18 protein-coding genes and 1 pseudogene are annotated in these 22,559 nt (G+C 60.6%); 7 read left to right on the top strand and 12 right to left on the bottom strand.

The features are described from left to right. Positions 1-1,323: a hypothetical protein gene (locus ACTQ48_RS02410; protein ID WP_441048954.1), complete on the bottom strand. Its 1,323-nt coding sequence runs from the start codon at positions 1,321-1,323 to the stop codon at positions 1-3. Positions 1,324-1,347: 24 nt separating this feature from the next. Continuing rightward, on the bottom strand, positions 1,348-2,085 hold the full coding sequence (locus ACTQ48_RS02405; protein ID WP_441032084.1) for a DUF4428 domain-containing protein: 738 nt from the start codon (positions 2,083-2,085) through the stop codon (positions 1,348-1,350). Positions 2,086-2,238: 153 nt separating this feature from the next. On the opposite strand from ACTQ48_RS02405, the gene ACTQ48_RS02400 reads away from it, so the two are divergent. The 5 genes and pseudogenes from ACTQ48_RS02400 to ACTQ48_RS02380 all read left to right on the top strand — a co-directional run bounded on the left by ACTQ48_RS02400 (position 2,239) and on the right by ACTQ48_RS02380 (position 5,496). Continuing rightward, entirely contained in the window at positions 2,239-2,382 is a 144-nt protein-coding gene (locus ACTQ48_RS02400) for a LuxR C-terminal-related transcriptional regulator (RefSeq protein WP_154518191.1), read from the top strand. Positions 2,383-2,503: 121 nt separating this feature from the next. Further along, complete coding sequence (gene pyrE / locus ACTQ48_RS02395) at positions 2,504-3,187, top strand: orotate phosphoribosyltransferase (RefSeq protein ID WP_154518188.1); 684 nt, start codon at positions 2,504-2,506, stop codon at positions 3,185-3,187. A 313-nt stretch (positions 3,188-3,500) separates the two neighbouring features. Next, a pseudogene (locus ACTQ48_RS02390) lies at positions 3,501-3,905 on the top strand (family 1 glycosylhydrolase); the annotation flags it as partial. A gap of 263 nt (positions 3,906-4,168) precedes the next feature. Then, positions 4,169-4,705, top strand: coding sequence for a PTS sugar transporter subunit IIA (locus tag ACTQ48_RS02385; protein WP_427719835.1), 537 nt, complete (start codon positions 4,169-4,171; stop codon positions 4,703-4,705). A gap of 233 nt (positions 4,706-4,938) precedes the next feature. Continuing rightward, positions 4,939-5,496, top strand: coding sequence for a hypothetical protein (locus tag ACTQ48_RS02380; RefSeq protein WP_427727307.1), 558 nt, complete (start codon positions 4,939-4,941; stop codon positions 5,494-5,496). A gap of 147 nt (positions 5,497-5,643) precedes the next feature. Here ACTQ48_RS02380 and ACTQ48_RS02375 read toward each other — a convergent pair whose 3' ends face one another. The 8 genes from ACTQ48_RS02375 to trxA all read right to left on the bottom strand — a co-directional run bounded on the left by ACTQ48_RS02375 (position 5,644) and on the right by trxA (position 13,266). Then, positions 5,644-6,312 carry an HAD family hydrolase gene (locus ACTQ48_RS02375; protein WP_441570039.1) on the bottom strand — a complete coding sequence of 223 codons (669 nt, stop codon included), beginning with the start codon at positions 6,310-6,312 and terminating at the stop codon, positions 5,644-5,646. Positions 6,313-6,436: 124 nt separating this feature from the next. Further along, on the bottom strand, positions 6,437-7,471 hold the full coding sequence (gene hypE / locus ACTQ48_RS02370) for a hydrogenase expression/formation protein HypE (protein WP_441570038.1): 1,035 nt from the start codon (positions 7,469-7,471) through the stop codon (positions 6,437-6,439). Positions 7,472-7,684: 213 nt separating this feature from the next. Then, positions 7,685-8,800, bottom strand: a complete 1,116-nt coding sequence (gene hypD / locus ACTQ48_RS02365; RefSeq protein WP_441570037.1) for a hydrogenase formation protein HypD — start codon at positions 8,798-8,800, stop codon at positions 7,685-7,687. Next, on the bottom strand, positions 8,800-9,060 hold the full coding sequence (locus ACTQ48_RS02360; RefSeq protein ID WP_154518167.1) for a HypC/HybG/HupF family hydrogenase formation chaperone: 261 nt from the start codon (positions 9,058-9,060) through the stop codon (positions 8,800-8,802). The genes hypD and ACTQ48_RS02360 overlap by 1 nt, the downstream gene beginning before the upstream one ends. Positions 9,061-9,194: 134 nt before the next feature. Then, positions 9,195-11,852, bottom strand: a complete 2,658-nt coding sequence (hypF, locus tag ACTQ48_RS02355) for a carbamoyltransferase HypF (protein WP_441570036.1) — start codon at positions 11,850-11,852, stop codon at positions 9,195-9,197. A gap of 117 nt (positions 11,853-11,969) precedes the next feature. Continuing rightward, complete coding sequence (gene nikR / locus ACTQ48_RS02350; RefSeq protein WP_441570035.1) at positions 11,970-12,476, bottom strand: nickel-responsive transcriptional regulator NikR; 507 nt, start codon at positions 12,474-12,476, stop codon at positions 11,970-11,972. Position 12,477: 1 nt separating this feature from the next. Continuing rightward, positions 12,478-12,726 carry a hypothetical protein gene (locus ACTQ48_RS02345; protein WP_118098164.1) on the bottom strand — a complete coding sequence of 83 codons (249 nt, stop codon included), beginning with the start codon at positions 12,724-12,726 and terminating at the stop codon, positions 12,478-12,480. A gap of 219 nt (positions 12,727-12,945) precedes the next feature. Next, complete coding sequence (trxA, locus tag ACTQ48_RS02340; RefSeq protein WP_441570034.1) at positions 12,946-13,266, bottom strand: thioredoxin; 321 nt, start codon at positions 13,264-13,266, stop codon at positions 12,946-12,948. Positions 13,267-13,402: 136 nt separating this feature from the next. Between trxA and ACTQ48_RS02335 the strand changes: the two genes are divergently transcribed. Continuing rightward, entirely contained in the window at positions 13,403-13,978 is a 576-nt protein-coding gene (locus ACTQ48_RS02335) for a hypothetical protein (RefSeq protein ID WP_441570033.1), read from the top strand. Positions 13,979-14,038: 60 nt separating this feature from the next. Here ACTQ48_RS02335 and ACTQ48_RS02330 read toward each other — a convergent pair whose 3' ends face one another. Further along, positions 14,039-15,316, bottom strand: coding sequence for a sensor histidine kinase (locus ACTQ48_RS02330; RefSeq protein ID WP_441570032.1), 1,278 nt, complete (start codon positions 15,314-15,316; stop codon positions 14,039-14,041). Further along, a complete protein-coding gene (locus ACTQ48_RS02325; RefSeq protein WP_441063863.1) occupies positions 15,316-16,038 on the bottom strand; it encodes a LytR/AlgR family response regulator transcription factor in 723 nt (240 codons plus the stop codon). The genes ACTQ48_RS02330 and ACTQ48_RS02325 overlap by 1 nt, the downstream gene beginning before the upstream one ends. 242 nt (positions 16,039-16,280) lie before the next feature. Here ACTQ48_RS02325 and ACTQ48_RS02320 point away from each other — a divergent pair, with 242 nt between their 5' ends. After that, entirely contained in the window at positions 16,281-22,514 is a 6,234-nt protein-coding gene (locus ACTQ48_RS02320) for an MBG domain-containing protein (protein ID WP_441570031.1), read from the top strand. Positions 22,515-22,559 lie beyond the last annotated feature (45 nt).

The raw sequence follows: 22,559 nt of genomic DNA, 5'->3' as shown, positions 1-22,559 counted from the left end.
CTAATCGTCCTTGTTGTCCTTCATGACAACGGTGGTCTCGGTGTGGCTGAAGGTGTCGTGCTTCTCGGTCAAGTCGAGCTCGCCGCAGTAGCAATCGGCGTGGGTGGCCTCGTTGGCCGTCTTGAGCTGGCCTACCAACAGCACGTCTCCGATGATTACGATGATCAGCGGTGCGACGATGTTGATGAGGATGCCCTCGATATCAAAGGTGAGGTAGTCCGGATCGAAGGCGTTCTCGCCCATAAAGAGAATCTGGGAGAGGACAAACCCGATCACAAAGAACAGCACCGAGGCGATGGCGAGCTTGGGCTTGGAGCAGGGAAGCTCGCCGACCATGCGGCCGGTTTGGCCGTTCATGGCAAACAGGTAGCTCTTGCCGTTCCACGAGGTGGAAAGCATCCACACGGGGAACAGGGCATAATCGTTTTCTTCCCAGGTGTAGTCGAGCTGCTTGCTTTCGACCGTGGCGTCGTCATATTCGTCGACGACGGTCTCGCGCAGGGCCGAAATCGTACTTTCTTCCATACGACGCTCGGCGCGCGCCTTGCAGGTCTCGCAATCCTCATCGTAGCGGTTGGCGATGTAGCCGGGCATATACGCGACCGAGAACGGGCGCAGCGCGTCGTAGTCAAACGGCTCGATGGCATCCATATGGCCGTCGGGCATCTTGGACGATCCGTCGACGGGCACGCGCTCAAACGAGATTTTGCCCTTACGGTAGGCGTCGTAGTGGTCGGTGGTCGTGACGGTGCGGTCGGATTCCTCGGTCACGGTCTCGTTGGTCGCATCGAAGTACACTTCGCCATCCACGCGGGCGCCGTAGAGCCAAAACGGCACGTAAACGCCTTGGACCTCGTCGATGTGGTTGCCGGTGACAAAGCTCTTGGGCAGCAGGATTTTGCCCTTGTAGTGCTCTTTGAGTGCTGCCATAACATCATCGCGCCCGAGCTTAAACGGAATCACCAGGTCGGGTGAGAAGTCGCCCGAGAGCTGGCCGGGCGCCACGGCGGAGTTGCCGCAGTATGGGCAGGTAGTAACGGCGACGGTGCCGTCCGAGACCAGCTCGGCGCCGCACGACGAGCAGATGTAGCCGGCGTTTTGGGCCAGATCCTGCACGGCATCGTCGACAGCAGGTTTGGGGGCCGCGGCTGCGGCATCGGCTTTGGCATCTGCCTTGTCCTGGCGCTCGCGATAGAGGGCCTCGACTTCCTCGACTTCAAAACGCGAATCGCAGTAGTCGCAGACAAGCTTTTGTTCGGCACTGGCAAAGTGAAGGGGGCCGCCACACGCGGGGCACTGATAGTTGACACTCTCGAAGGCCATGATCGGTCCTTTCCGTGCCGGAGGCTATGCGCCGATGGCGCCGCCGCAGTATTCGCAGCGTCCACTGGCATCGGGAATGGTGGTTGCACCGCAGAAGGGGCAGGTGACCGCGGTCTTGGGGGCCTTTGCGGCCACGACGCTGTCGCGCGTTTCCTGACGCAGCTGCACCAGCGCATCGCGGACCTCGGTTGCCTGGCGCTTGGCCTCGCGGTACTCGATGGACCCGCGCTGATCGATGGTGGAGTCGTTCACGCGCAGGTTGATCTCGGTAAAGTACGGCGTGTTGACGTGGATGGTCAGGTTAAAGTCGTAATCCAGGTCGTAGCGCGGCGGGTTGTAGCTCTCGCGCTCGCCGTCCTTGGTCTCGCGATAGATCTCGGTGCGATGCTCGTCGATATCCATATCGCAGCCGAGTACCTGTGAGAACTCGATGATGTCGGGATTGGCGTCGCGCCAGCGGCTCTGCGAAGTGATGATCAGCAGACCCGCGTCTTCGTCGAGCATGATGTTGGTGCGCCCGGCAGAGAGCGTTCGCGTGGGGTTGAACGAGGCCAGGCGCTCGGCGTTGGCCTCGCGGTAGGCGAGTTGCTCGCGGATATCGTCCGCGGTGCTGGAGCGCCAACCACTAAAGAAGGGGGAGAGCTTGCCTGCGCACTCTTTGCACAGGTAGCCTTCGTTGATTTTGGTCTTTCCCAAAAGCCCCAGTTCGGTACCGCAAATCGCGCACTCTTTCTTCTCGAACATCTTGTCAAAGAAGCCCATGGCTGCCTCCCATCAACAGGTAGCGTGTGTCACTTTTGATGATGGGTGAGCGCGCGATCTTTCACGATACCCAGACGGCTCAAGGAGTCTCCACAACTGGGACACATGGCCCATTTTCGGCCACTCATTGGGGACGTACTTAAATGAGTACAGTTGAGCGTTCAGGACATTGCCGCAACGCTTTTCCTTTCGCGCTCTACGCTCTACCGCCACATTTCCTCGATCAACAGAAAGACCGGTACCGCCTCGCGTGTGGCCCTTATCAACTTCTTCTGGTCCTGGGCACCCAAGGACTAGCGTATGAGGCGCCGTCCAGTTCCTTACTCTAACGGGGGGATGTGGCTCCAAAGCGCACCCGCATCGACGCTTCGCCTGCGCTAAACTGGAGGGCACGTACGCGATTACGAGAGGAGCCCGCATGGAGGCTTACAAGCAAGAGTTCATCAAGTTTATGGTTGAGTCCGACGTTCTTAAGTTCGGCAGCTTTACGCTCAAGAGTGGTCGTCAGTCCCCGTTTTTTATGAACGCCGGCGCTTACGTGACAGGCTATCAGCTCAAGAAGCTGGGTGAGTATTACGCCCAGGCCATCCACGATAACTTTGGCGATGACTTTGATGTGCTGTTTGGACCGGCCTACAAGGGTATTCCGCTGGCCGTCGTGACCGCAATTGCCTACCACGAGCTGTACGGCAAGGAGGTCAAGTACTGCTGCGACCGTAAGGAGGCCAAGGACCACGGTGCCGATAAGGGCAATCTGCTGGGTTATGAGCCCCAGGACGGCGACCGCGTGGTCATGGTCGAGGACGTTACCACCAGCGGCAAGTCCATCGACGAGACCTATCCCAAGGTTAAGGCTGCTGCCGACGTCGAAATCAAGGGCCTGATCGTGTCTCTCAACCGCATGGAGGTCGGCAAGGGTGGCGTGACCACCGCTCAGAAGGAGATCGAGGCAAAGTACGGTTTCCCCGTCGCGAGCATCGTCTCCATGGCCGAGGTCGTCGAGACCCTCTACAACCACGAGATCGATGGCAAGGTCGTCATCGATGACGAACTTAAGACCGCCATCGACGCCTACTACGAGCAGTACGGAGCACAGGAGTAGGTAGTTACGTGGGTTTACCAACCCTATCGGTTCCGCCGTTCTGCCGAACGACGGAACCGCCGACGCTGCGCGCTGCCAAGGGCGACAATTTGTCATTCAAAAGGCGAGGCATGACCAGAAGGTCAATGCCTCGCCTTTTTCATGCCAACTTGTTCGCCCTGGACGTCGCTCGCTGTCCGTCCTCTACTTGCGGCGTTGTCTTGCTCCGAATGCGGCCCGCTCGCTGCCGTTGCCAGATTAGTCATTGGGGACGTTCTTAAACGACTAGTCGTTGGGGACATTCTTGTTTGACTAGTCGTTTAAGAACGTCCCCACCGACTGGGGCTGGCAGATCGATCCGCTGGGCCTGCGCATCGCCCTCAACGAGATTTACGCCCGCTACGAGATTCCGCTGATGGTGGTCGAGAACGGCATGGGCGCCTACGACGAGGTCGAGGAGGACGGCTCCATCCATGACCCGTATCGCATCGCCTACCTGCAGAGCCACATCAAGGCCATGGGCGAGGCCATTGCCGATGGCGTTGACCTGATTGCCTACACCTGGTGGGGTCCCATCGACCTGGTTTCCGCCGGCACCGGCGAGATGCGCAAGCGCTACGGCTTCATCCACGTCGATAAGTACGACGACGGCACGGGCACCTATGAGCGCCGTCGCAAGGACAGCTTCTTCGCCTATCAGAAGATCATCAAGTCCAACGGCACCGAGGGCTTGGATTAATTGAGCTCCGGCGTTCCGCCGAACGCCGGACCGGCCGCCGACTACGTGACCACCGACGTCGATGACGACGGCATCTGGAACGCTTTTGTTCACCTGGGGCTTATCGAGGCTTAATCGACAATATGAGTCCCCATGGGAAAAGGTTTTGGAAGGGCTTGGAAGGGCTTGTGATTCGGGCCCTCGCCTTAGCATTTTGGCCATTTGGCACTATAATCACCATAGGTATGCGCATAACGTTGCGCTTAATCAAGAGGAGAAAACGTATGGGTCTGTTTGATATGTTCAAGAAGAAGGCTGAGCCCGTGGCTGCCGCTGCTCCGGCCTCCATTTCTGCTTCTGCCGGCGCCGACGTGCTGTGTTCGCCCGTCAAGGGCAAGGTCATCAAGATGGCCGACGTGCCCGATCCCGTCTTTGCTGGCGAGGTTTTGGGCAAGGGTTGCGCCGTGTGGCCCGAGGACGACCTGGTCTACGCTCCCTGCGACGGCAAGGTGACCGTCACCATGGGTCACGCCGTGGGCCTGCAGTCCGATAGCGGCATCGAGGTTCTGGTGCACGTTGGCGTCGATACCGTCAACATGAATGGCGACGGCTTCGAGGGCTTCGTCAAGGCCGACGACGTCGTGAAGGCCGGCCAGCCCTTGCTCAAGATCGACCGCGCCAAGATCGCTGCCGCCGGTTACAAGGACTGCGTCGTCGTGGCCGTGTCCAACACCGCCGAGTTTGCCGATGTCGAGCTCGCCGTCGAGGCCGAGTCTGCCGTCGCCGCCGGTGACGCCATCGTTAAGGTCGTCCGCAAGTAGTCTGCGGCATCCAGAAGATGCACAAGGGTGGTCGGGTTATCCGGCCACCCTTTTTTAGTAGGCCGAGTAGGCGCATTTTATTGCAGGGGGCTTGCTTTATGGGCCATTCACTCGTCAAATTGAGCCGCCTACGCTTTTGCGACGTAGGGGGTTGAACGGAGCCGCTAATATGGACCTACTGTTACGACGTGCGCTGCGCGGGAAACGCAGCGCCGCTTGTTTGGAGGAATGTCATGAAAAAGAAGCTGCTGCTTGCGCCCCTGATGGCTGCCCTGGTCGCGTGCGTGGTTTTGCTTTCCGGTTGCGGAGGGCCTTCGGTGGAGGAGCTCATCACCAACGATCTTACGAGTCAGTTTGACGAGATCAAGAACGGCGGCGATGATTTCCTCTCCGGCCTGGAAGAGGCTTCGGGCGACGAGTTTGAGCAGCTGGGCATCGATCCCAAGGAGTATGCCAAGAGCTATCTCGAGGGTTTTGATTACAAGATCGGTGATGTGACGGTCGATGAGGACAAGGGCACCGCGACCGCCGAGGTCACCATCACCTGCAAGTCCATGAACAAGATCGTCGAAGATTTCGCCACCCAGTATCAGGAGAAGATCGCCGCACTCGATACGATGCCTTCCGAGGACGAGCTGTACAAGATGGCCGGCCAGGTGATGGTCGACGTGACCAAGGCCGCTGAGACCAAGGACACCAAGGTCACCTTTAAGTATTCCGCCAACGAGGATAACGAGTGGTCTGCCGACGATTCCGCAACCACCGAGATGATGAATGCGATGATGAACTAGTTCGTTGCGGCGTTTTACCAAACGCCGCAACTGCTCGACGCTGCGTGGGCGCCAGAGCGACAACTTGTCATTCAAAGAGGACGGCATGACCAGAAGGTCTATGCCGTCCTCTTTTCATGCCAATTTGTTCGCTCTGGTGCCCGCTCGCTACTCGCCCAGCACCAGCGCCGCGAGCTCTGCCTGGCTGTCCACCACGTAGTCGGCGCCGGCGGCTTCCAGCTCTGCGCGGCCGCGGAAGCCCCAGCTGACGCCTGCGCTCTTAAGACCGGCGTTGTGGCCGGTCAGGATATCGACATTGGAATCGCCTACGTAGAGCGTGGTCGCCGGGTCGGCGCCCAGCTCTTCCATCACATGCAGCGTGACGGGTGCTTCGGGCTTGGGCGGAAACGCATCGACACGGCCCTGTACCAGCGCAAAGCGCTCGGAACCAAAATACTTCTCGATAAGCGGGGCCGCCGAGACGTGGTCCTTGTTAGTGAGCACGGCAAGCTGCACACCCGCGGCACGCAAGCGGTCGAGCATCTCGATCGTGCCGGCATAGGGGGCGGTGTGGTCCTCCTTGTGCTCGTCGTAATAAGCCCTAAACTCGGCAAGCGTCTGCTCAAACATACGGCCGTCGCCCGCGTACTCGGCGGGCATAAAGCGCTCAACCAGCTTGAGCATGCCGTTTCCCACCTTGTAGCGATACTCGTCAACGGCAAATGTGGGCCAGCCGTGCGCCTCGCAGGTATGGTTGCCGGCGGCTGCCAGGTCCTCGAGCGTGTTGAGGATGGTGCCGTCCAGATCAAAGATCACATGGGAAAAAGCTGCTGCCATGAAAGCTCCCGTCGTTGGGTTTCAAAACGCACCCCATAATACTGGGCTTCCGCGTTGGGCGTGCTTGGAATCTGAACATCTCCAGGGATATCAGGTGACATCGCGCCACTCATGAGATTCCGCCCTAGCAAATCCTTGGCAGCTGCTCTCCCACGAGCATGTCGAGGATGCGGGTCGAGCCCCAGCCGGTGCGAACGCGCACGGCGGGACGGGCGTCCGATCCAAGCGGCAGCACGCGGCCGATGATGGCGGCATTCTCGCCGTAGCGGGCGGCGCGCATGGCGCTCAGCGCGGCATCGGCTTGCTCGGCCGGCACCACGGCGACCATCTTGCCCTCGTTTGCCACCTGCAGCACATCGTAGCCGAGCATCTCACATGCGGCCTGCACGTCGGGGCGCACGGGCACGGCATCCTCGTCGATCTCCATGGCAACACCGCTGGCCTGGGCAAACTCGTTGAGTGTGGATGCCAGGCCGCCGCGCGTGGGGTCGCGAAAGCAACGCGTGCCGGGCGCTGCGGCCAAAACGTCGGCAATCAGGTGGTTGAGCGGCGCGGCATCGCTTTCGATCGTGCTCGAAAACGCCAGGCCCTCGCGCTGGCTCATGATGGCGATGCCGTGGTCGCCGAGTGTGCCCGACACCAGGATGACATCGCCAGGCTGGCAGTTTGCACCGCTGAGCGCCACATCCGCAGGCACTTCGCCCACGCCGGCGGTATTGATGTAGACGCCGTCGGCCCCGCCGCGCTCAACAACTTTGGTGTCGCCGGTGATGATCGCTACGCCCGCCTCGCGCGCCGTCTCGGCCATGGTCTGCACAATCTGGCGGAGCTTATCCATGGGATAGCCCTCTTCGAGGATAAAACCGCACGATAGGTAGCGCACGTTGGCGCCCGAGGTCGCGACATCGTTGACGGTTCCGCACACGGCGAGACGGCCGATGTTGCCACCGGGGAAGAACTGCGGCGAGACTACAAAGCTGTCGGTCGACATGGCGATGCGCCCGCTCGCGGGCAGCGCGGCGACGCCGGCGTCGTTGCCTTCGAGCAACTCGGGCGTCCCAAAGGCATCCAAAAAGACCTCATCGATGATGCGTTTCATCATCTGACCGCCGGAGCCATGGCCCAAAAGGACGGTGCTATCGGTGATGCTATGGGACATATCCAAAACTCCAATCGTGGGTGGAATTGATAAAAATCGGACATGGCAGAATCGATGTTAAGTAAAAGCCAGCGAGCGCCATTCAGACGAAGTGAGTTGCCTTGAAAGAGGAGGCTGCTGGGCTTTTGCCCGCAGCCGACGATTGAAAGGCAAATCGCTCGCCTGAATGGCACGCAGCGTCGACCAGTCCGCCGCTCGTTAGAACGGCGGAACCTAATAGTCGCGGTAGCGGTAGTACGCCGCGCAGCTGCCTTCGGAGCTCACCATGCACGGGCCGACGGGGTGTTCGGGCGTGCAGGTGCGGCCGAACAGAGAGCAGCTGCTCGGCGTAATGGCCCCGCGAAGTACGTCGCCGCAGCGGCACCCACGCGGCTCGACCGTCGCCTCAACGGGCACGTTAAAGCGGGTACGGGCATCAAAGCGCGAGAACTCGGGGCGGATGGAAAGGCCCGAGTTGGCAATTGGCCCCAGCCCGCGCCACGTGGTGTCGCATGGCTCAAACACCTGCTCGACCAGCTGTCGCGCCACGGGGTTGCCGCCTGCGTTGACGCCACGGCGGTAGGCGTTGTCGATCGTGGGCCTGTCCTCGGCAACCATCTGGACCAGCATGCAGATGCCTTGCAGGATATCGACCGGTTCAAATCCCGTGACTACGCCCGGGGTATCGAACTCGTCGACCAAAAAGCTAAAGGGCGCCAAGCCCGTGATGGTGGCGACGTGGCCCGGCAGGATAAAGCCGTCGATGGCGGTCTCGGGATCGTTGGCGATAGCGCGCAACGCCGGCGGCGTGGTCTTGTGGGCGCAATAGACCGAAAAGTTCAAAAGCCCGCGCGCCTCGGCCTCCAAGATGGCAGCGGCGATGGTGGGCGTCGTAGTCTCAAAGCCCACGCCCAAAAAAATGACCGGACGATCGGGGTTTTGCTCGGCAATGTCGAGTGCGTCGAGCGGAGAGTAGACGATGCGGATATCGCGCCCTGCCGCCTTTTGCGCTGCGAGCGAGGTGGACGATCCGGGCACGCGCATCATGTCGCCAAAGGTGGTGATGATGGCGCCGTCTATGTTGGCGAGCGCGATCGCGTGGTCGATGTCACGGTTGGCGGTAACGCAGACGGGGCAGCCCGGGCCGCTCAGCAGCTTGAGCCCGGCCGGCATAATGGAGCGAAAGCCATAGCGGCCGATGCTCACGGTGTGCGTGCCGCAGACTTCCATAAGGTTGATGGTACGGTCGCCGACAAGACCGCGAATGCGTTCGATGAGCTCGCGAGCCAGCTTGGGGTCGCGAAATGCCGAAAAGTCGATACCGGAGCGAGCCGGCTGTCCGGCCGCCACTAGTATGCCTCGGCCGGGTTGCTGGCCAGTTGGTCTTCTTCGGCCAGTTCGGTCATGGCATTAACGAGCTCGAGCGTTTCTTGCGCTTCCTGCTCGTCGACGATCTGGATGCCAAAGCCGGCGTGCACGAGAATATAGTCGCCAACCTGCGCCGTCGGCACGAGTCGCAGCGACACCGGACGCTCGATGCCCATCATGTCGACGGTGGCCTTGAGGCCATCGTCGCGTTTGACTACTTTACCGGGGACGGCAAGGCACATATTGTTCCCCTTTTATACGTTTTGCGCTGGATAGGCGCTCGATAATCCATCAGTTGATGGTAGCGCTCGCGGGGTTCGCGGGCAAACGCGTTACGCCTGTGAGACGGCTGGGCACAGCGGTGTGCGAGAGCGAGCTACTGCGATGCGATCTGCGCAAGACGAGCGCTTGCGACCGCCGCCTGACCGTAGGCGATGCAGCCGTCATTGACGGGCACGGTATGGGGGATAAGGACAGTAAGACCTGCGCTTTTGAGCTCGCGGGTGAGGAGCTGGAGCAGAAGTCGGTTCATGAACACGCCGCCCGAGAGCGCGACGGTGTCGATGCCCTCGCACGCGCAGATCTCGCTGGCGATGCGTGCCGAGGAGCGCGCGACGGCGACATGGAAGTCGAGTGCGAGCCTGTCGGCGGGCACACTGGCTCTGGTTCCCTCCAAAAGCGCCGCAAAAAGTGAGCTGGGGCTCAGGACGAGAGACGTGCTCGAGGTAGCTTGGACAGTTAGTTCAGATTTGTACTTTTTAGAGTGGTAATGGGTGGTATAGATCGTCTGCGAGGGCCCCGAATGGGTTGATTTGGGGTATCCGGCGGGTGAATTAACCGCAAATGAGGTGCCTGGAGAGCCCTCTTCGGGGTAATCTGAGCCAAAACCGTTGGTTAGAGGGTCCGTTTTTAATACAAATCTGAACAAACTGTCCAGTCGCAATGGGTCAGATGCGGAACAGCCGTCTTTATCGCCGGGAACATGGGTAATTTTGCTGCCGAGCGCGCGCCAGGCGGCGGCTTCGAGTTCGATGGCGGGCTCGCCTTCGTAGGTTGCCTGCCCGCAAATGCCCAAAACTGCAGCGGCGGCGTCAAAGAGACGCCCCATACTGCTCGTGCGTGGGCTGTTGATGTTCCGCTCGATCATCGTTGCCGTCACGCTGCGTGTTTGCTCGTCTAGGCCGTCCAAGAGCCGCTCGGCCCCCGGATGTTCAAGCAGGCCGAGCTCACTGAGCAGGGCAAAGGCGTTGCGGCGGGCGTCGCGCACGGAGGCCGCCCCGCCGGGGAGCGTCCAGGTGCGCAAATGCGCGGCGCGCTCAAAGCCGCCAAGGCTGGCAACAAGAAACTCGCCGCCCCAAATGGTCCCATCGGTGCCGGCGCCGGTGCCGTCAAAGGCGATGCCAAGGACGCGCGCGTCGGTTGTAAGCTGGCCCGCGGCAATCGCCTCTGCCATTACGCTCGCGATGTGCGCATGATGGTGCTGGACTTCGATAAGCGGCAGATTGTGCTCCCGTGCCTGCTCGCGCGCCCATTGGCTCGACAGATAGCTGGGGTGTAGATCGCAGGCCAAGGCGGCGGGCGCCAAGTCAAAGAGATCTTCCAAGCGTGCGCGCGCGGCGTTCCAGGCATCGAAGGTCCCGCCGTTTTCAACATCGCCGATATGCTGCGACACAAAACAGGTTGCCTCGCCGTTCGTCCCTTCACGCGTGAGCGCAATCGTGGCCTTGTGTTGTGGCCCGCAGGCGAGTACGCAGGACGGAGCGCCGTCGAGCGCCGGCAACGGCAGCGGCTGGGGTGCATATCCGCGAGCGCGGCGAACGGGCATGGCGACCCCACCGACCACGCGCACCACGGAATCATCGTAGCGCGAGAGAATCGCACGATCGTTGCCAAGTAGCGCGTCAGCGATGCCGGCGGCAACAAGGTGCTCCCATGCAAGGGTATCATCGGTCTCGATAGGTTCCTCGCTCAGGTTTCCGCTGGTCATGACGAGCGCGTGCATGCCGCGGGCTTCTGCCGCGGCAAGCAACAGATGCTGAAGCGGTGTATAGGGGAGCATAACGCCAAGCTCAGGAAGGTTGTGCGCGACGGACGGTGCGAGCGCGTTGGGGGAGCCGCCGCTCTCGCAAACGGCACGTCGGCGCAGCAGCACAATGGGGCGAATGCTGCCGGCCAGCAGGCCGCGCTCAACGTCGTTGACATGGCACAGGCGTTCAGTATCGGCAAGGCCGCGCACCATAACGGCAAGCGGTTTGTTGCTGCGGCGTTTGCGGCGGCGAAGCTCGGCTACCGTCTTCTCGTTGGAGGCGTCGCATACCAAGTGAAATCCGCCCAGACCCTTGATGGCGACGATACCGCCGTTGGCCAACAGCTCAACACAGCGGTCGATAATGGCGTCGCTGGTCTTGCGCGTGGTGCCGACGGTCAGCGACGCGGCGGCTTCGCCGGCCTCGCGCCACGTAATGTGCGGCCCGCAATCAAAGCAGGCATCGGGCTGCGCGTGAAACCGCCGGTCAAGCGGGTCGCCATACTCTGCGGCACAGGTGGGGCACATGGGAAAGCAATCCATCGAGGTGGCCGCTCGGTCATAGGGCAGCGACCGGATGATGGTAAAGCGCGGTCCGCAGTTGGTGCAGTTGATAAAGGGATAGTGAAAGCGTCGGTCGGCGGGGTCGAACAGCTCGTGCAGGCAGTCGTCGCACGTGGCGATGTCGGGCGAGACGAGCGTCGTGTGGGCGGTTTGATCCTGCGATGCCACAATGCGAAAGCCCCGCTCGTTGGCGGCGTCCCAGTCGCCGGGCGCTAGGTCCATAACCTCGACATGCTCCACACGAGCCGCCGCAGGCGTATGCTCGGAAAGCGCGGCGACAAATTCGTCGAGCGCCTCGCTTAGAGCGTGCGCCTCGATATGCACGCCATCGCCCGCGTTAAGCACCCAGCCGCAAATGCCATGCGCCATGGCCTCGCGATACACAAATGGCCGCATGCCAACGCCCTGCACAATGCCCGTTACATGGATATGCGCATGTCGCATGCGACCCTCCTTCATCGAGACCTGCCAAAAAGGGACAGGTTTATTTTGGTAGGTAAAACGTTAAACCTGCCAAAACAAACCTGTCCCTTTTTGGCAGGTGCGCCGCGCAAAGACCCGCTACAGCCCCAGGCTCTGCTCGGTGGCGGCGCAGGTGAGCTCGCCGTGTTTAACGCCGCGCAGGCCCAGCAGACGGTCAGCCAGCTCGTAGACACGCTCGCCGCGACCCTTAAGAGCCAGAATCTCCAAGCAGTTGTGGTGGTCCAGATGCACGTGCATGGTCGAGACAATCTCGTCGGTGTAGTCGTGCTGCACCTCGTCCAGACGGCGCGTCAGATCGCCGGTATGGTGGTCATAGATCATGGTGAGCGACCCGATGACCTGCTCGTCGGGCGTTCGCATCTGCTCCTTGGCAATGGAGGCGCGAATCAGATCGCGCACGGCCTCGGAGCGGTTGGCAACGTCGCCGCGGCGCGCGATTTGCTCGTCAAAGCGGCGCAACAGGTCGTCGGGAGCGGTGACAGAAAAACGGACCAGCTCGGAGGCGGAGCCGCTGAGGCGGCAGCCCACGACGCCGGTCGGCCCGTGCGGATGCTCGTGCTCGCAGGCGTGCTCGTGCTCGGCCACGCTACACCAGCTTTACGGAGCCAACGGAGTTATGGTCGGCCTCGATGGCCTCCTCGTAGCCCTCGAGTGCGTCGTGCGCCTCGTGGAGCGCCGCCATGGCGGCCTCGAGCTTGGTGCCAATGCGCTCCATGTCAAAGTTCTCGGTCGCATGCAGCAGCTGATGGCTCCACTCGTGGGCGAGCTCAATGGTGTCGTCGACCTGCTTGACGCTCATGGCAAGCTGGCTCATGTTCATTCCGACGTCATGCATGGGAATCTCCTTATGTTCGGGACAATCCAGTGGTTCAGATTCTACTACGCCCGCTTTACGCATCGCCGCATAAGAAAACGGGTGCGAGTCCGTCTGACCCGCACCCGTTCACTGGGGGCTGTTTGTGATTACCATACTATCCGTGGTCGCGGGTGCAACACCCGGCTCTCCGGCGAGCGGCACAAAACCACTCATGGACGGCAACACATGACCGGCGTATTACAGGTGCTTCTCAAGCAGCGCCTGCAGCCTGGCCTTGGGCAGCGCACCGACGGAGCGGTCGATTTCCTCGCCGTTCTTAAAGACAACCAGCGTGGGGATGCTCATAACGCCAAACTTCATGGCCAGGTCCTGATTGTCGTCGACGTTGCATTTGGCGACGGTAATCTTGCCGGCCAGCTCGTCGGCCATTTCGTCAACAATGGGCGAGAGCGAACGGCAGGGACCGCACCACGGTGCCCAAAAATCAACCAGCACGGGAAGGCTGCCGTTAACGACGGAATCGAAACTCTCGGGGGTAATCTGCTTAATGTCAGCCATGGTGACCTCCATAATGCGACGCGGCTCTGCCGCGTAAAACTCAGTACGACTGTGCTTATACCCAACGGCCCGCAATGCAACCACTCGCGGGCGGCTCTTTTATATAATGGTGGGCATGCAAACGATTGGAGAGCGCATGCCCACGTCACAAAGCCAGAAAAAAGAAGCCATCGCCCAGGCGACCGAGCAGGAGCTCGCATCGCTCGCGGGCCGCGGCGTGCGTATCGCGGGCAACGCGTGCTCGCCAATTGTGCTGGTAAAAGGTGATTTAGACGATGCCGAGCGCGCAGGTGGCGAGTTGGCTGCCGGTCCAGACGGCGCCGCGTTGCGTAAGGCGCTCGGCGCCATCGGTTACGCGCCCGAGGATTTCTGCGTGCTGGCAAGTGTTGCCGGCGCGGGCGACGGGGCGGTTGCGTCAGGCGAGGACCTGCCGTGCGAGCTGTTCCGCGAGGCGCTCGAGGCCTTGGACCCCGAGGCGGTCCTGCTGCTGGACGATCGCGCGGCCGATACCATGCGCGAGACCTACGCAGACATGCTCGTGGCGATCGACGACTTTGATACCGCCATGCTCAAGCCCGGCTTGGTCGCCCACGTGCAGGGTCGTCGCGTACTCGCGCTCGACGGCTTTGAGGCCGCGCTGACCGACAAGGCCGCCAAGCAGCGCATGTGGGCCTACATCAAGCAGCTGACCCCGGCCGCCGCGCCGCTGTAGCGGACTGGCGCCGGCAAGGCGGTCCTGATGGGTCGAGCGCGGCGCCGACTTGTCGCGCCCTTACATCACTGCGCGAAACTCAAACCGATCGCCGTGAATGCGAAACTGGCAGTTGCCGTTCATGCGCTCGACGGCAAGCTTAATGCTCCTGGTTCCAAAGCCGTGTCCGGTGTGCTCGGCCACGGGCATGCCGTCGACCATGCGCGGCGGGCGCCCAAACGTGTTGGAAACCAAAAGTAGCAGTTGTCCGTCCTCGCAACGCAGGTCCAGATCGACAAATCGCTTGCCCTGGGGAGCGGCGCTTGCGGCGACGATGGCGTTGTCCAGGGCGTTTGAGAGCACGCTAAACAGATCGACGTCGGCTACACGGACGCTCTCGGGCACGGCGGCGCGCAAATCGGCGCTGATGCCGTTTCGGTTGATATCGGAGCTAAATGACGAAAGCACGATATTGACCGTGTCGTTGGCGCAGTAGCGGCGCACAGCGGTGCGGTCGTTTGTCTCGCAGAGCTCGTCGATGCGCTCGAGCGCCTCGTCGATGTGGCCCTCCTCGATCAAAGCCGCAAGGCCGCGCAGGAAGTGCCGCATGTCGTGGCGGAGAACCGAAAGCTCACGTCCAGATTGGCGCCAGGCCTCGAGCTCCTTGATGGCTGCGCTGTCGCGGGTCGCGAGCATCCAGCGCTCGCGCTCGGCGATTTCCTTTGCCTCGTATTCGCGCAGATACACAGTAAGAAACATGAGGTAGAACGCGCAAAGCGCAAACGCCAAAAACTCAACCGTCACCACGGAGCCCGAGTGGAAGAGCGTGGTGTAGACGTTGGTGGCGTAGTCAAAGATGTAATAGACGAGCGGCAGGATGAGCAGAATCTCGAGCTCGGTGGGGGTTTTAACCGCCAGGCGCGGACCGATGTCGCTGGCCCAATGCAGCAGGATTGCAAAGACGACGGCCGTGGTGATAATGCGTGCCGCGTAGTACGCGATTTGCGAGTCGGTGGCGGCGAGCGCGGCGATGCCCATCCAGTTGCTGAACTGGCAGCTCAGATAAGCACTGGTGACGCCCAGCATAACGAGCAGCGGGTTCAGGCGATAGCGCGCGCACAGGTAGATGACGAGCGGCAGATGCACGACGAGCGGATATACCTGACGGGCGAAAAGCTCGCCGCCGACGGCATTGGCGAGGCCGAATGCGCATCCGGTTACGGCGCCGACCATCACCAGCTCAAGCGCATGACGCCGGTTGATCTCGATACCGCAGAGCGCCGCCGAGGCAAAAACGCCAAAAAGCAGGGTCGTTGCGTGGTGGATTGCCCAAAGTACCATCTCGGCCGCGGGGAGCATTAGCGCCTCCCGCTCTCGAACCGTGCCGCAAAGTAGGCATCCTGGAAACCCTGCTTGCAGCTGCGCGCCAGCGGGATGCAAGCGCCCGAGCGCATGACGATATCCGTACGGTTAAAGTGGTCGATATTGCGCAGGTTGACCTGGTAGCTACGGTGACATTTAAAGAAGTTCGCGTTTTTGGCCAGCTGGTCCTCGATGTTGCGGAACGGCTCGAGCGCCTCGATATCGCGCCCGTCGCGCAGGTGGAATACCACGTGCTTGTTGCGGGCCTCGGCGTATTCGATATCGGACAGGCGCAGGGCATGGTATCCAAAGGACGTTTTGGTCACGAGTTCATCGGTCGCGTCAGGTCGCATGCTCGAAAGCTCGTCGAGCAGTTGCGCCAGGCGTTCGTACGCTACAGGCTTGAGTAGGTAGTCGAAGGCACGGACCTCATAGGACTCCAGCGCGAACTCGGGCGATGAGGTGAGGAACACCAGACGCACGGCTGTATCGGATTGGCGCAACTCCCGCGCGGTGTCCATGCCGTTGACGAGCGGCATGATCATGTCGAGCAGAATGATGTCGGCGCGCGATGCGGCATGGCGGGCCAGCAGGTCCTCGCCGCGCGTGACGAGTGCAACGTCGACCGCCGTGCCCGTCTCGGTCGACCAGCGGTCGATCATCCGGTGCAGTCTATCTAGAAAAGCGACGTCGTCGTCGCAGGCGATGATCTTGAGCATTCGGGCCCCCTTAGTAATTCGATTTTGCCACATTGGGTGCGTGCCGCCCGCGGAGGAACACCCCGTTTGCGCCCCACGGTGCGCAACTCGCGCTGAGCGGCAGGGCGTCAGTTTTGACGGCCGCACAATACTCCATGGATACACATGTCAATCGATGCCGGCGGTCGGACGGGGAGTCAGGCCGCCCGCCGGCGCCAAGCGATAGCGAACATTGCGAAAGCATAGAGGTAAGGGGAGCTGTGATGAGGGGGAAGAAGATGGGGATGCGCAGACTTGCTGCTTGCGTGCTGGCTGCAGCGCTGGCGCTTGGGGGCGTGGCGACGACGCTCGCCACGCCTACGGTAGCCGAGGCGTATCCGTCCGCCGCGATCAAACCGAAACACCTGAAAAGCGAGCTTTCGTATGGCGAAAGTGATGTAATCCAACTTTCCGGCGGCAAAGACTATCGGTTTGCCGGCACGGTTGATATCGACCACTATGAGGTCGAGGGTGGCACCAAGGAGAACCCGACCCGCCTATATTTCACTGACAGCTCGTCTCTGGGCGGTCCGCTGACCGTCGAGCGTGACCTTACATATTCGCAACACCCGCTCTTTGTGCTCAAGGGCGGTTATGTCGAGTTTATCGGTGATTCGGGTGTCCCGACCGAGGTACGCTGCGATGGAAAAACGTTTTTGAGCGATAGCAATGATTACGAAGCGCGTGGAGGTGTCGATAAACCGAATACGGGCAAGAGCCTCAACCTTTCCGTGGAAAACCTCAAGCTTGTTTCAAGGACCGAGAACAAAGATACCGATCGGGCAATCACGCTCTATGGAACCATGGGTGCGGGGGAGACGGCCAGCTTCACGAACGTGAGTGTCAGCGGTTGGAAATGCTGCAAGAACAGCGCATTCAAGGTTGACAAGGGTAATGAAATTTACGAAGCCTCGCCGGCGCCTGTAACTATCAGAGGCAGCCAGGTCGCGGTGGATGCAACGTTTGTCAACTGTACGTTTAAGAATAATAGTGATGACTGCGTCGGCGCCTTGAGCGTGGTCGGGCGGTCGAAGACTCCAAAAGTTACGTTGAACGGCTGCACGTTCGAAAACAACAGTCAGGGAATGATTGCGTGCGACGAGATGAAGGTTGAGAGCGGTCATGTGCATGCGGGCAATATTGGCGTCAAAAATGCCATAGTCGCCCTGAATAACTGCAGTATCCGTTCAACAAATAACACGTCATGGAATGGACCCTGCTCTTATATGTTCAATGTGTGGGGTATTCAATATCAGATGCACATGACGAGTGCCATTGCGGTGGCAAAGGATGCGTCGTGCACCATAAACGGTACGGTTATCGACGATTCGTTCGTGTTCCCCTCTGATAGATTCAACGGTCGCGACATAAGCGGTCAGGACGAGAAGCGCTGCGCGGTTTACGCCCTTGGTTCTGTGACGCTCGCCGGCAACACGAAGGTCACTACGGCCAAGGCGAAGGGCGTCGATGCGTCCGATGTCGCGTCCGATGTCGGTAGCTACGGTAAGGTTCACGTCGATGAGTCTTTTACGGGCACAGCCGTCCTGTCTATCGACGATACCAAGTTCGATCCCGAGTCCAATAAGCAGTATTACTACTATGAGTATGTGGACCTTGTCACGAGCGATCTTTCGCAGGAGGATCTCGCGAGCAGGCTCAAGCTCGCCAACGAAAACCTTGCATACGACGTTACCGATGGCAAGGTCAAGGTTATCCATCGCAAGCACGAGCACGAGTGGACCTATTCCACCAACAAGGATGGGTACAGCATCGCGGCTACGTGCAACGGACAGTATGAGGCCTCGCACTGTGTCTACTCCAGGGACGGCGAGACGATCTCGCTGATGTCGTCCAAGAGCGGCGACCTGAGCTTTACCTACAACGGCAAGCAGCGCGACGCCGTGCTTGCTACGACCAAGCCGTCTCAAAAGGACAACGCTGTAGCCCAGGGCAAGGTAACGATTGTGAGCGCACGCTTTTACCGTTGCGCTGATGAGAATGACACCGTGGGCATCGAGATGGAAGGGTCGCAGCCGTGCGATGCGGGCACCTATCGCGTGGTGGCGACGGTTGCCATCGAGGGGCAGAGCGATGTTACGCTCGAGCGCGTGTTCAAGATTAACCCCGCCTCGCTTGCGGAGAAGGACTCCAACCGCAAGGATCTTTGTAAGGTCGAAATCATTGGCTACGACAAGTTGAAGGATAACGTCAGGTTCAGCAACGGTGACGTGCTCAACGACGTTCCGTCTTATGAGTGGACGGGTGAGGAGATAACGCCTCGCATTAAGGTGACGTATAAGCTTGGCGACGAATGGATTGTGCTTAAAGAGGGCGTCGATTTCGAACGCCTCGCTTGGGGCGAATCGGTTTCGGAGAAAGACCCCGGTGCGTACCGGAGCCAGCTCTGGGGCCTGGGAAACTTCGCATCCTACGAGCAAATTTACTCCTACAAGTTTTTCTACTGGAGCATCTACGGCACGCAGTTCGAGAATGTTCAGGCCAAGGGCTACTCGGGCACCTATGATGGCATGGCTCACTCGCCGTCGGTGACGGTCGACAATGCCCCCGAGGGCATGCAGATCAAATATAGCGTCGATGGTGGCTCGCTGTACGAAGACCAAATCCCCTCCTATACCAATGTCACGCGCGATATCTATTACAACGTGTGTGCTGAGACAATTAAGTACCGTATTACCGCACCCGACTACGTGCCGGTGGAGGGCGAGCTTGAGATCAAGATCGCTCCCGCCGATCAGGCCGCTCCCAAGGACGTCAAGACGACGGCCGCGACCGGGCATGCTTTGGCGGATGGCAGCATCGACGGGGTTGATAACACCTACGAGTGGAAAGCCGAGGCCGCCAGCGACTATCAGTGGATTGCCGAAGGCGAGACGTCGGTTAAGGGCCTCGCCGCCGGCAAATACAGCGTTCGCCTTAAGGCCGACCGTAACCATAACGCCTCCAAGGCCCTGACGGTTGAGGTCAAGGACGGCCCTAAGAAGGCCGACGGTAGCGGTTGGAAGCACGACGATACCGAGCACTGGAACACCTGCACCTGTCGCAAGGAGGACGTTGACCGCGCAAAGCATGACTTTGAGTGGGTTATCGACCAGGCCGCTACGGCTGATAAGCCCGGTTCCAAGCATGAGCACTGCAAGACGTGCGGCTACGAGTGCAAGTTTATCGAGATTCCGGCTTTCGGTATTACCGGCTACTCGGGTATCTACGATGGCGAAAAGCACGGCGTGACGGTTAACGCCGAGACCGTCGCATCTATCCAGTATCGCGAGAAGGGCGAGAAGAAGTGGAGCGACGAGTCTCCGCTCATCTGCGATACTGGCTCCAAGACCGTCGAGTTTAAGGCGGCGCTCACGTCTGGCGACACCTGCGAGGGCGAGGTCGAGCTTAAGGTCGATCCCCGTCCGGTAACGGTGAAGCCCAAGGATGCTTCGAAGGTGTACGGTTATGACGATCCGGACTTTGAGCTCGAGGCCGTCGAGGGCTCGATCATCAAGGGCCACCCGCTCTCTTGGTTCAAGATTCGCCGTGAGGCCGGCGAGAACGTGGGCACCTATACGCTGACGATCGAGGAGAGCGAGGTCGGCGACAAGTGGGACAAGATCCAGAGGGCGAACTATGCTCCGACGCTCCAGACCGGCACGTTCGAGATCACCAAGCGCAAACTTGGTGTTGGCTGGAAGATCGGAACGTATGTCTATGACGGCAAGCCTCAGGGCCCCGAGATTGTAATCAGCCATGTTGTCAAGGGTGACGAAGGCAAGGTTTATTATGCGACCGAGGGCGCAACGGCTGTCGATGCCGGTAACTATAAGGCGAAGGTGACGGGCCTCGCCGGCGACCCTGAGGTCATCAAGAATTATGTCCTTCCTGACAAATTCCTGGAGACGGGCTATACGATCTACAAGGCAGAGCAGGAGAAGCCCCAGGGGTTGAAGGCCACCGCCGAGACCATCCGTGGCAAGTGCGACGGCAAGATTGAGGGCGCGCGCGGTCACGTTGCCTATCGCCTGTTCCGCACCCAAGCTGGGGACGCCAATGGCGAGACCATGGTTTCCGAGGACGGCAAGATCGAGAATCTTGCCGCCGGCGACTACCAGGTCTGGTATGCCGAGACCGATAACTACAAGCCGTCCACGCCTGTGGAAGTGCACGTCGGTCAGGGTAAGTACTTGTCTGTTACCCCTTCTGATAAGAATGACACCTACTCGATAGCGTGGCATAGCCCGAACGAATATCTGCAGTGGCACGCAAGTGTGGAGTTCTCGGTAAAGATCTCCGATGGCTACTACGCGGGCGATGACTTTGCCGTCAAGGCAAACGGCGTGGTTCTTGAGAAGGGTGAGGATGGAAAGTACGTCTTGAGCAATGTCGAGGAGAAGACAATCATCACCGTCGAGGGCGTGCGCAAGCACGAGGCTGTGAGCGATACGTGGATCTCTAACGACAATACGCACTGGCACGAGTGCACTTGCGGCGGCAAGATCGACGAGGCTGCGCATACCTTTAAGTGGTTTGTCGACAAGAATCCCACGGCGACCGAGGCCGGCTCTAAGCATCAGCAGTGCACGGTCTGTGGACACGCGTTGCCCGCAGTCGAGATTCCGGCTGCCGCCATCGTTGGCTACTCCGGCGAGTACAACGGCGCGTATCACACGGTCGATGCGAAGAGTCTGCCCGAGGGCGCGACGGCCCAGTACAGCACCGATGGCAAGAACTGGTCCCCCGAGGCCCCCAAGATCCGCGACGCCGGCAAGTTGACCGTTTTCTACCAGGTGACGATTGATGGTGCGAAGGCCGAGGGCGAGGTTACGCTCGAGGTCAAACCACGCGCAATTACGATCGCGGCCGACGACTCCTCCAAGACGTATGGCGATGTCGACCCCGTGTTTACGTGGGCGATCACATCTGGCAAGCTCGTCGAGGGCGAGTCTCTCGAGGGCATCACTGTTAAGCGCGATGCCGGCGAGGACGTGCGCGAGGGCGGCTATGCCCTGAACGTGACGCAGGCCAAGGATGCCAACCCCAACTACGACGTTGCCTGCGAGGCCGGCGTGTTCACCATTAACCGGCGCCCGCTCACCGTGACGTGGGGCACCAGCGAGTTCGTCTACGACGGCGAGGAGCACTGCCCCGAGGCGAAACTCGGCAACGTGATCGGCAAAGACGAGCTTGGCGCGACCGTCGAGGGCTCCCAGACCGAGGCCGGCGCCTCGTACACGGCGACCCTCACCGTGCTGACGGGCAAGGCCGCTGGCAACTATGTGCTGCCGCCCGAGGGCCTGACGTGCGACTTCTCCATCAAGAACGCCGCCCAGGACGCGCCGAAGGTCCAGGCCGAGGCCGAGACCGTGAGCGGCAGGCGTGACGGTAAGATCGCGGGCGTCAACGCGACGATGGAGTGGCGCGCCAAGGGTGCCGCCGAGTACCAGGCCGTGGGCGAGGGCGTGACCGAGCTCAAGGATCTCGCCGCCGGTGTGTACGAGGTTCGCTACCAGGCTAAGGCTAACTACGATGTTTCCTCTGTTACCGAGATCACCGTGGCTGCCGGCCGCAAGCTGGTCGTGGCGCTGCCGACTAACCAGCAGGGCTACACGCTTACCGCGACGGCAACCGAGCTCGACTGGCACGGCTCCGCAACGCTTACCGTGAGCATCGACAGCGCGTACTTTGCGGGCAAGGGCTACGCCGTCAAGGTCGACGGTAAGGCCATCGAGCTCTCCGACAAGGGCACCTATGAGCTCAAGGATGTCGAGGGCGACGTGAATGTGACGGTCGAGGGTGTCCTCAAGCACGAGCCCGACGGCACGGGCTGGGCGCACGATGCCAAGAATCATTGGCATGTCTGCCGCTGCGGCGACATCATCGACAAGGCGGAGCACACCTTTGAGTGGGTCGTCGACTGGCCGGCGACTGTCGAGGCCAAGGGTGAGAAGCATCAGGAGTGCACCGTCTGCCACGAGAAGGGCAAGACTGAGGAGATCGCGATTCTGGTACCCGAGATCATCGACGGTAAGGGCCAGACGATGGTGGTTGACGCCGCCAAGGACCTGAGCTTCCGTTCGAGCGCACCGCTCGCGTTCTTCCAGAAGGTACTGGTCGACGATAAGGAGGTCGCGGCCGAGAACTACGTGCTCACCGAGGGCTCTACGATCGTGACGCTCAAGGCGAGCTTCCTGAATACGCTCGGCGTGGGCGAACACAGGCTGAGCGTGGTCTCGACCACGGGCACGGCCGAGACGACCTTTACCGTTGCCGAAGCCGCCAAGCCCGCTCCTGGCCAGACCACCACGACTACGACTTCCAAGCCTAAGAAGAGGGCTAGCAAGGAGGCGTTGCCTGAGTCTGGCGACAGCACTTATGTCGTCGCGGGCGCCGTACTCGCTGCCGGTGTGGCAGTCCTGCTCCTGGCGTGGGCCATCATGAAGCGCCGCGCTTAACCGCGCACCAGCTCCCAGCGGGTCCGGATCGAGCGATCCGGACCC

It is taken from the genome of Collinsella sp. Sow4_E3, from assembly GCF_052116285.1.
Taxonomy (GTDB): Bacteria; Actinomycetota; Coriobacteriia; order Coriobacteriales; family Coriobacteriaceae; genus Collinsella.
Note: the sequence above shows the minus strand (reverse complement) of the source record. Positions and strands in the feature narration are given on the sequence as shown.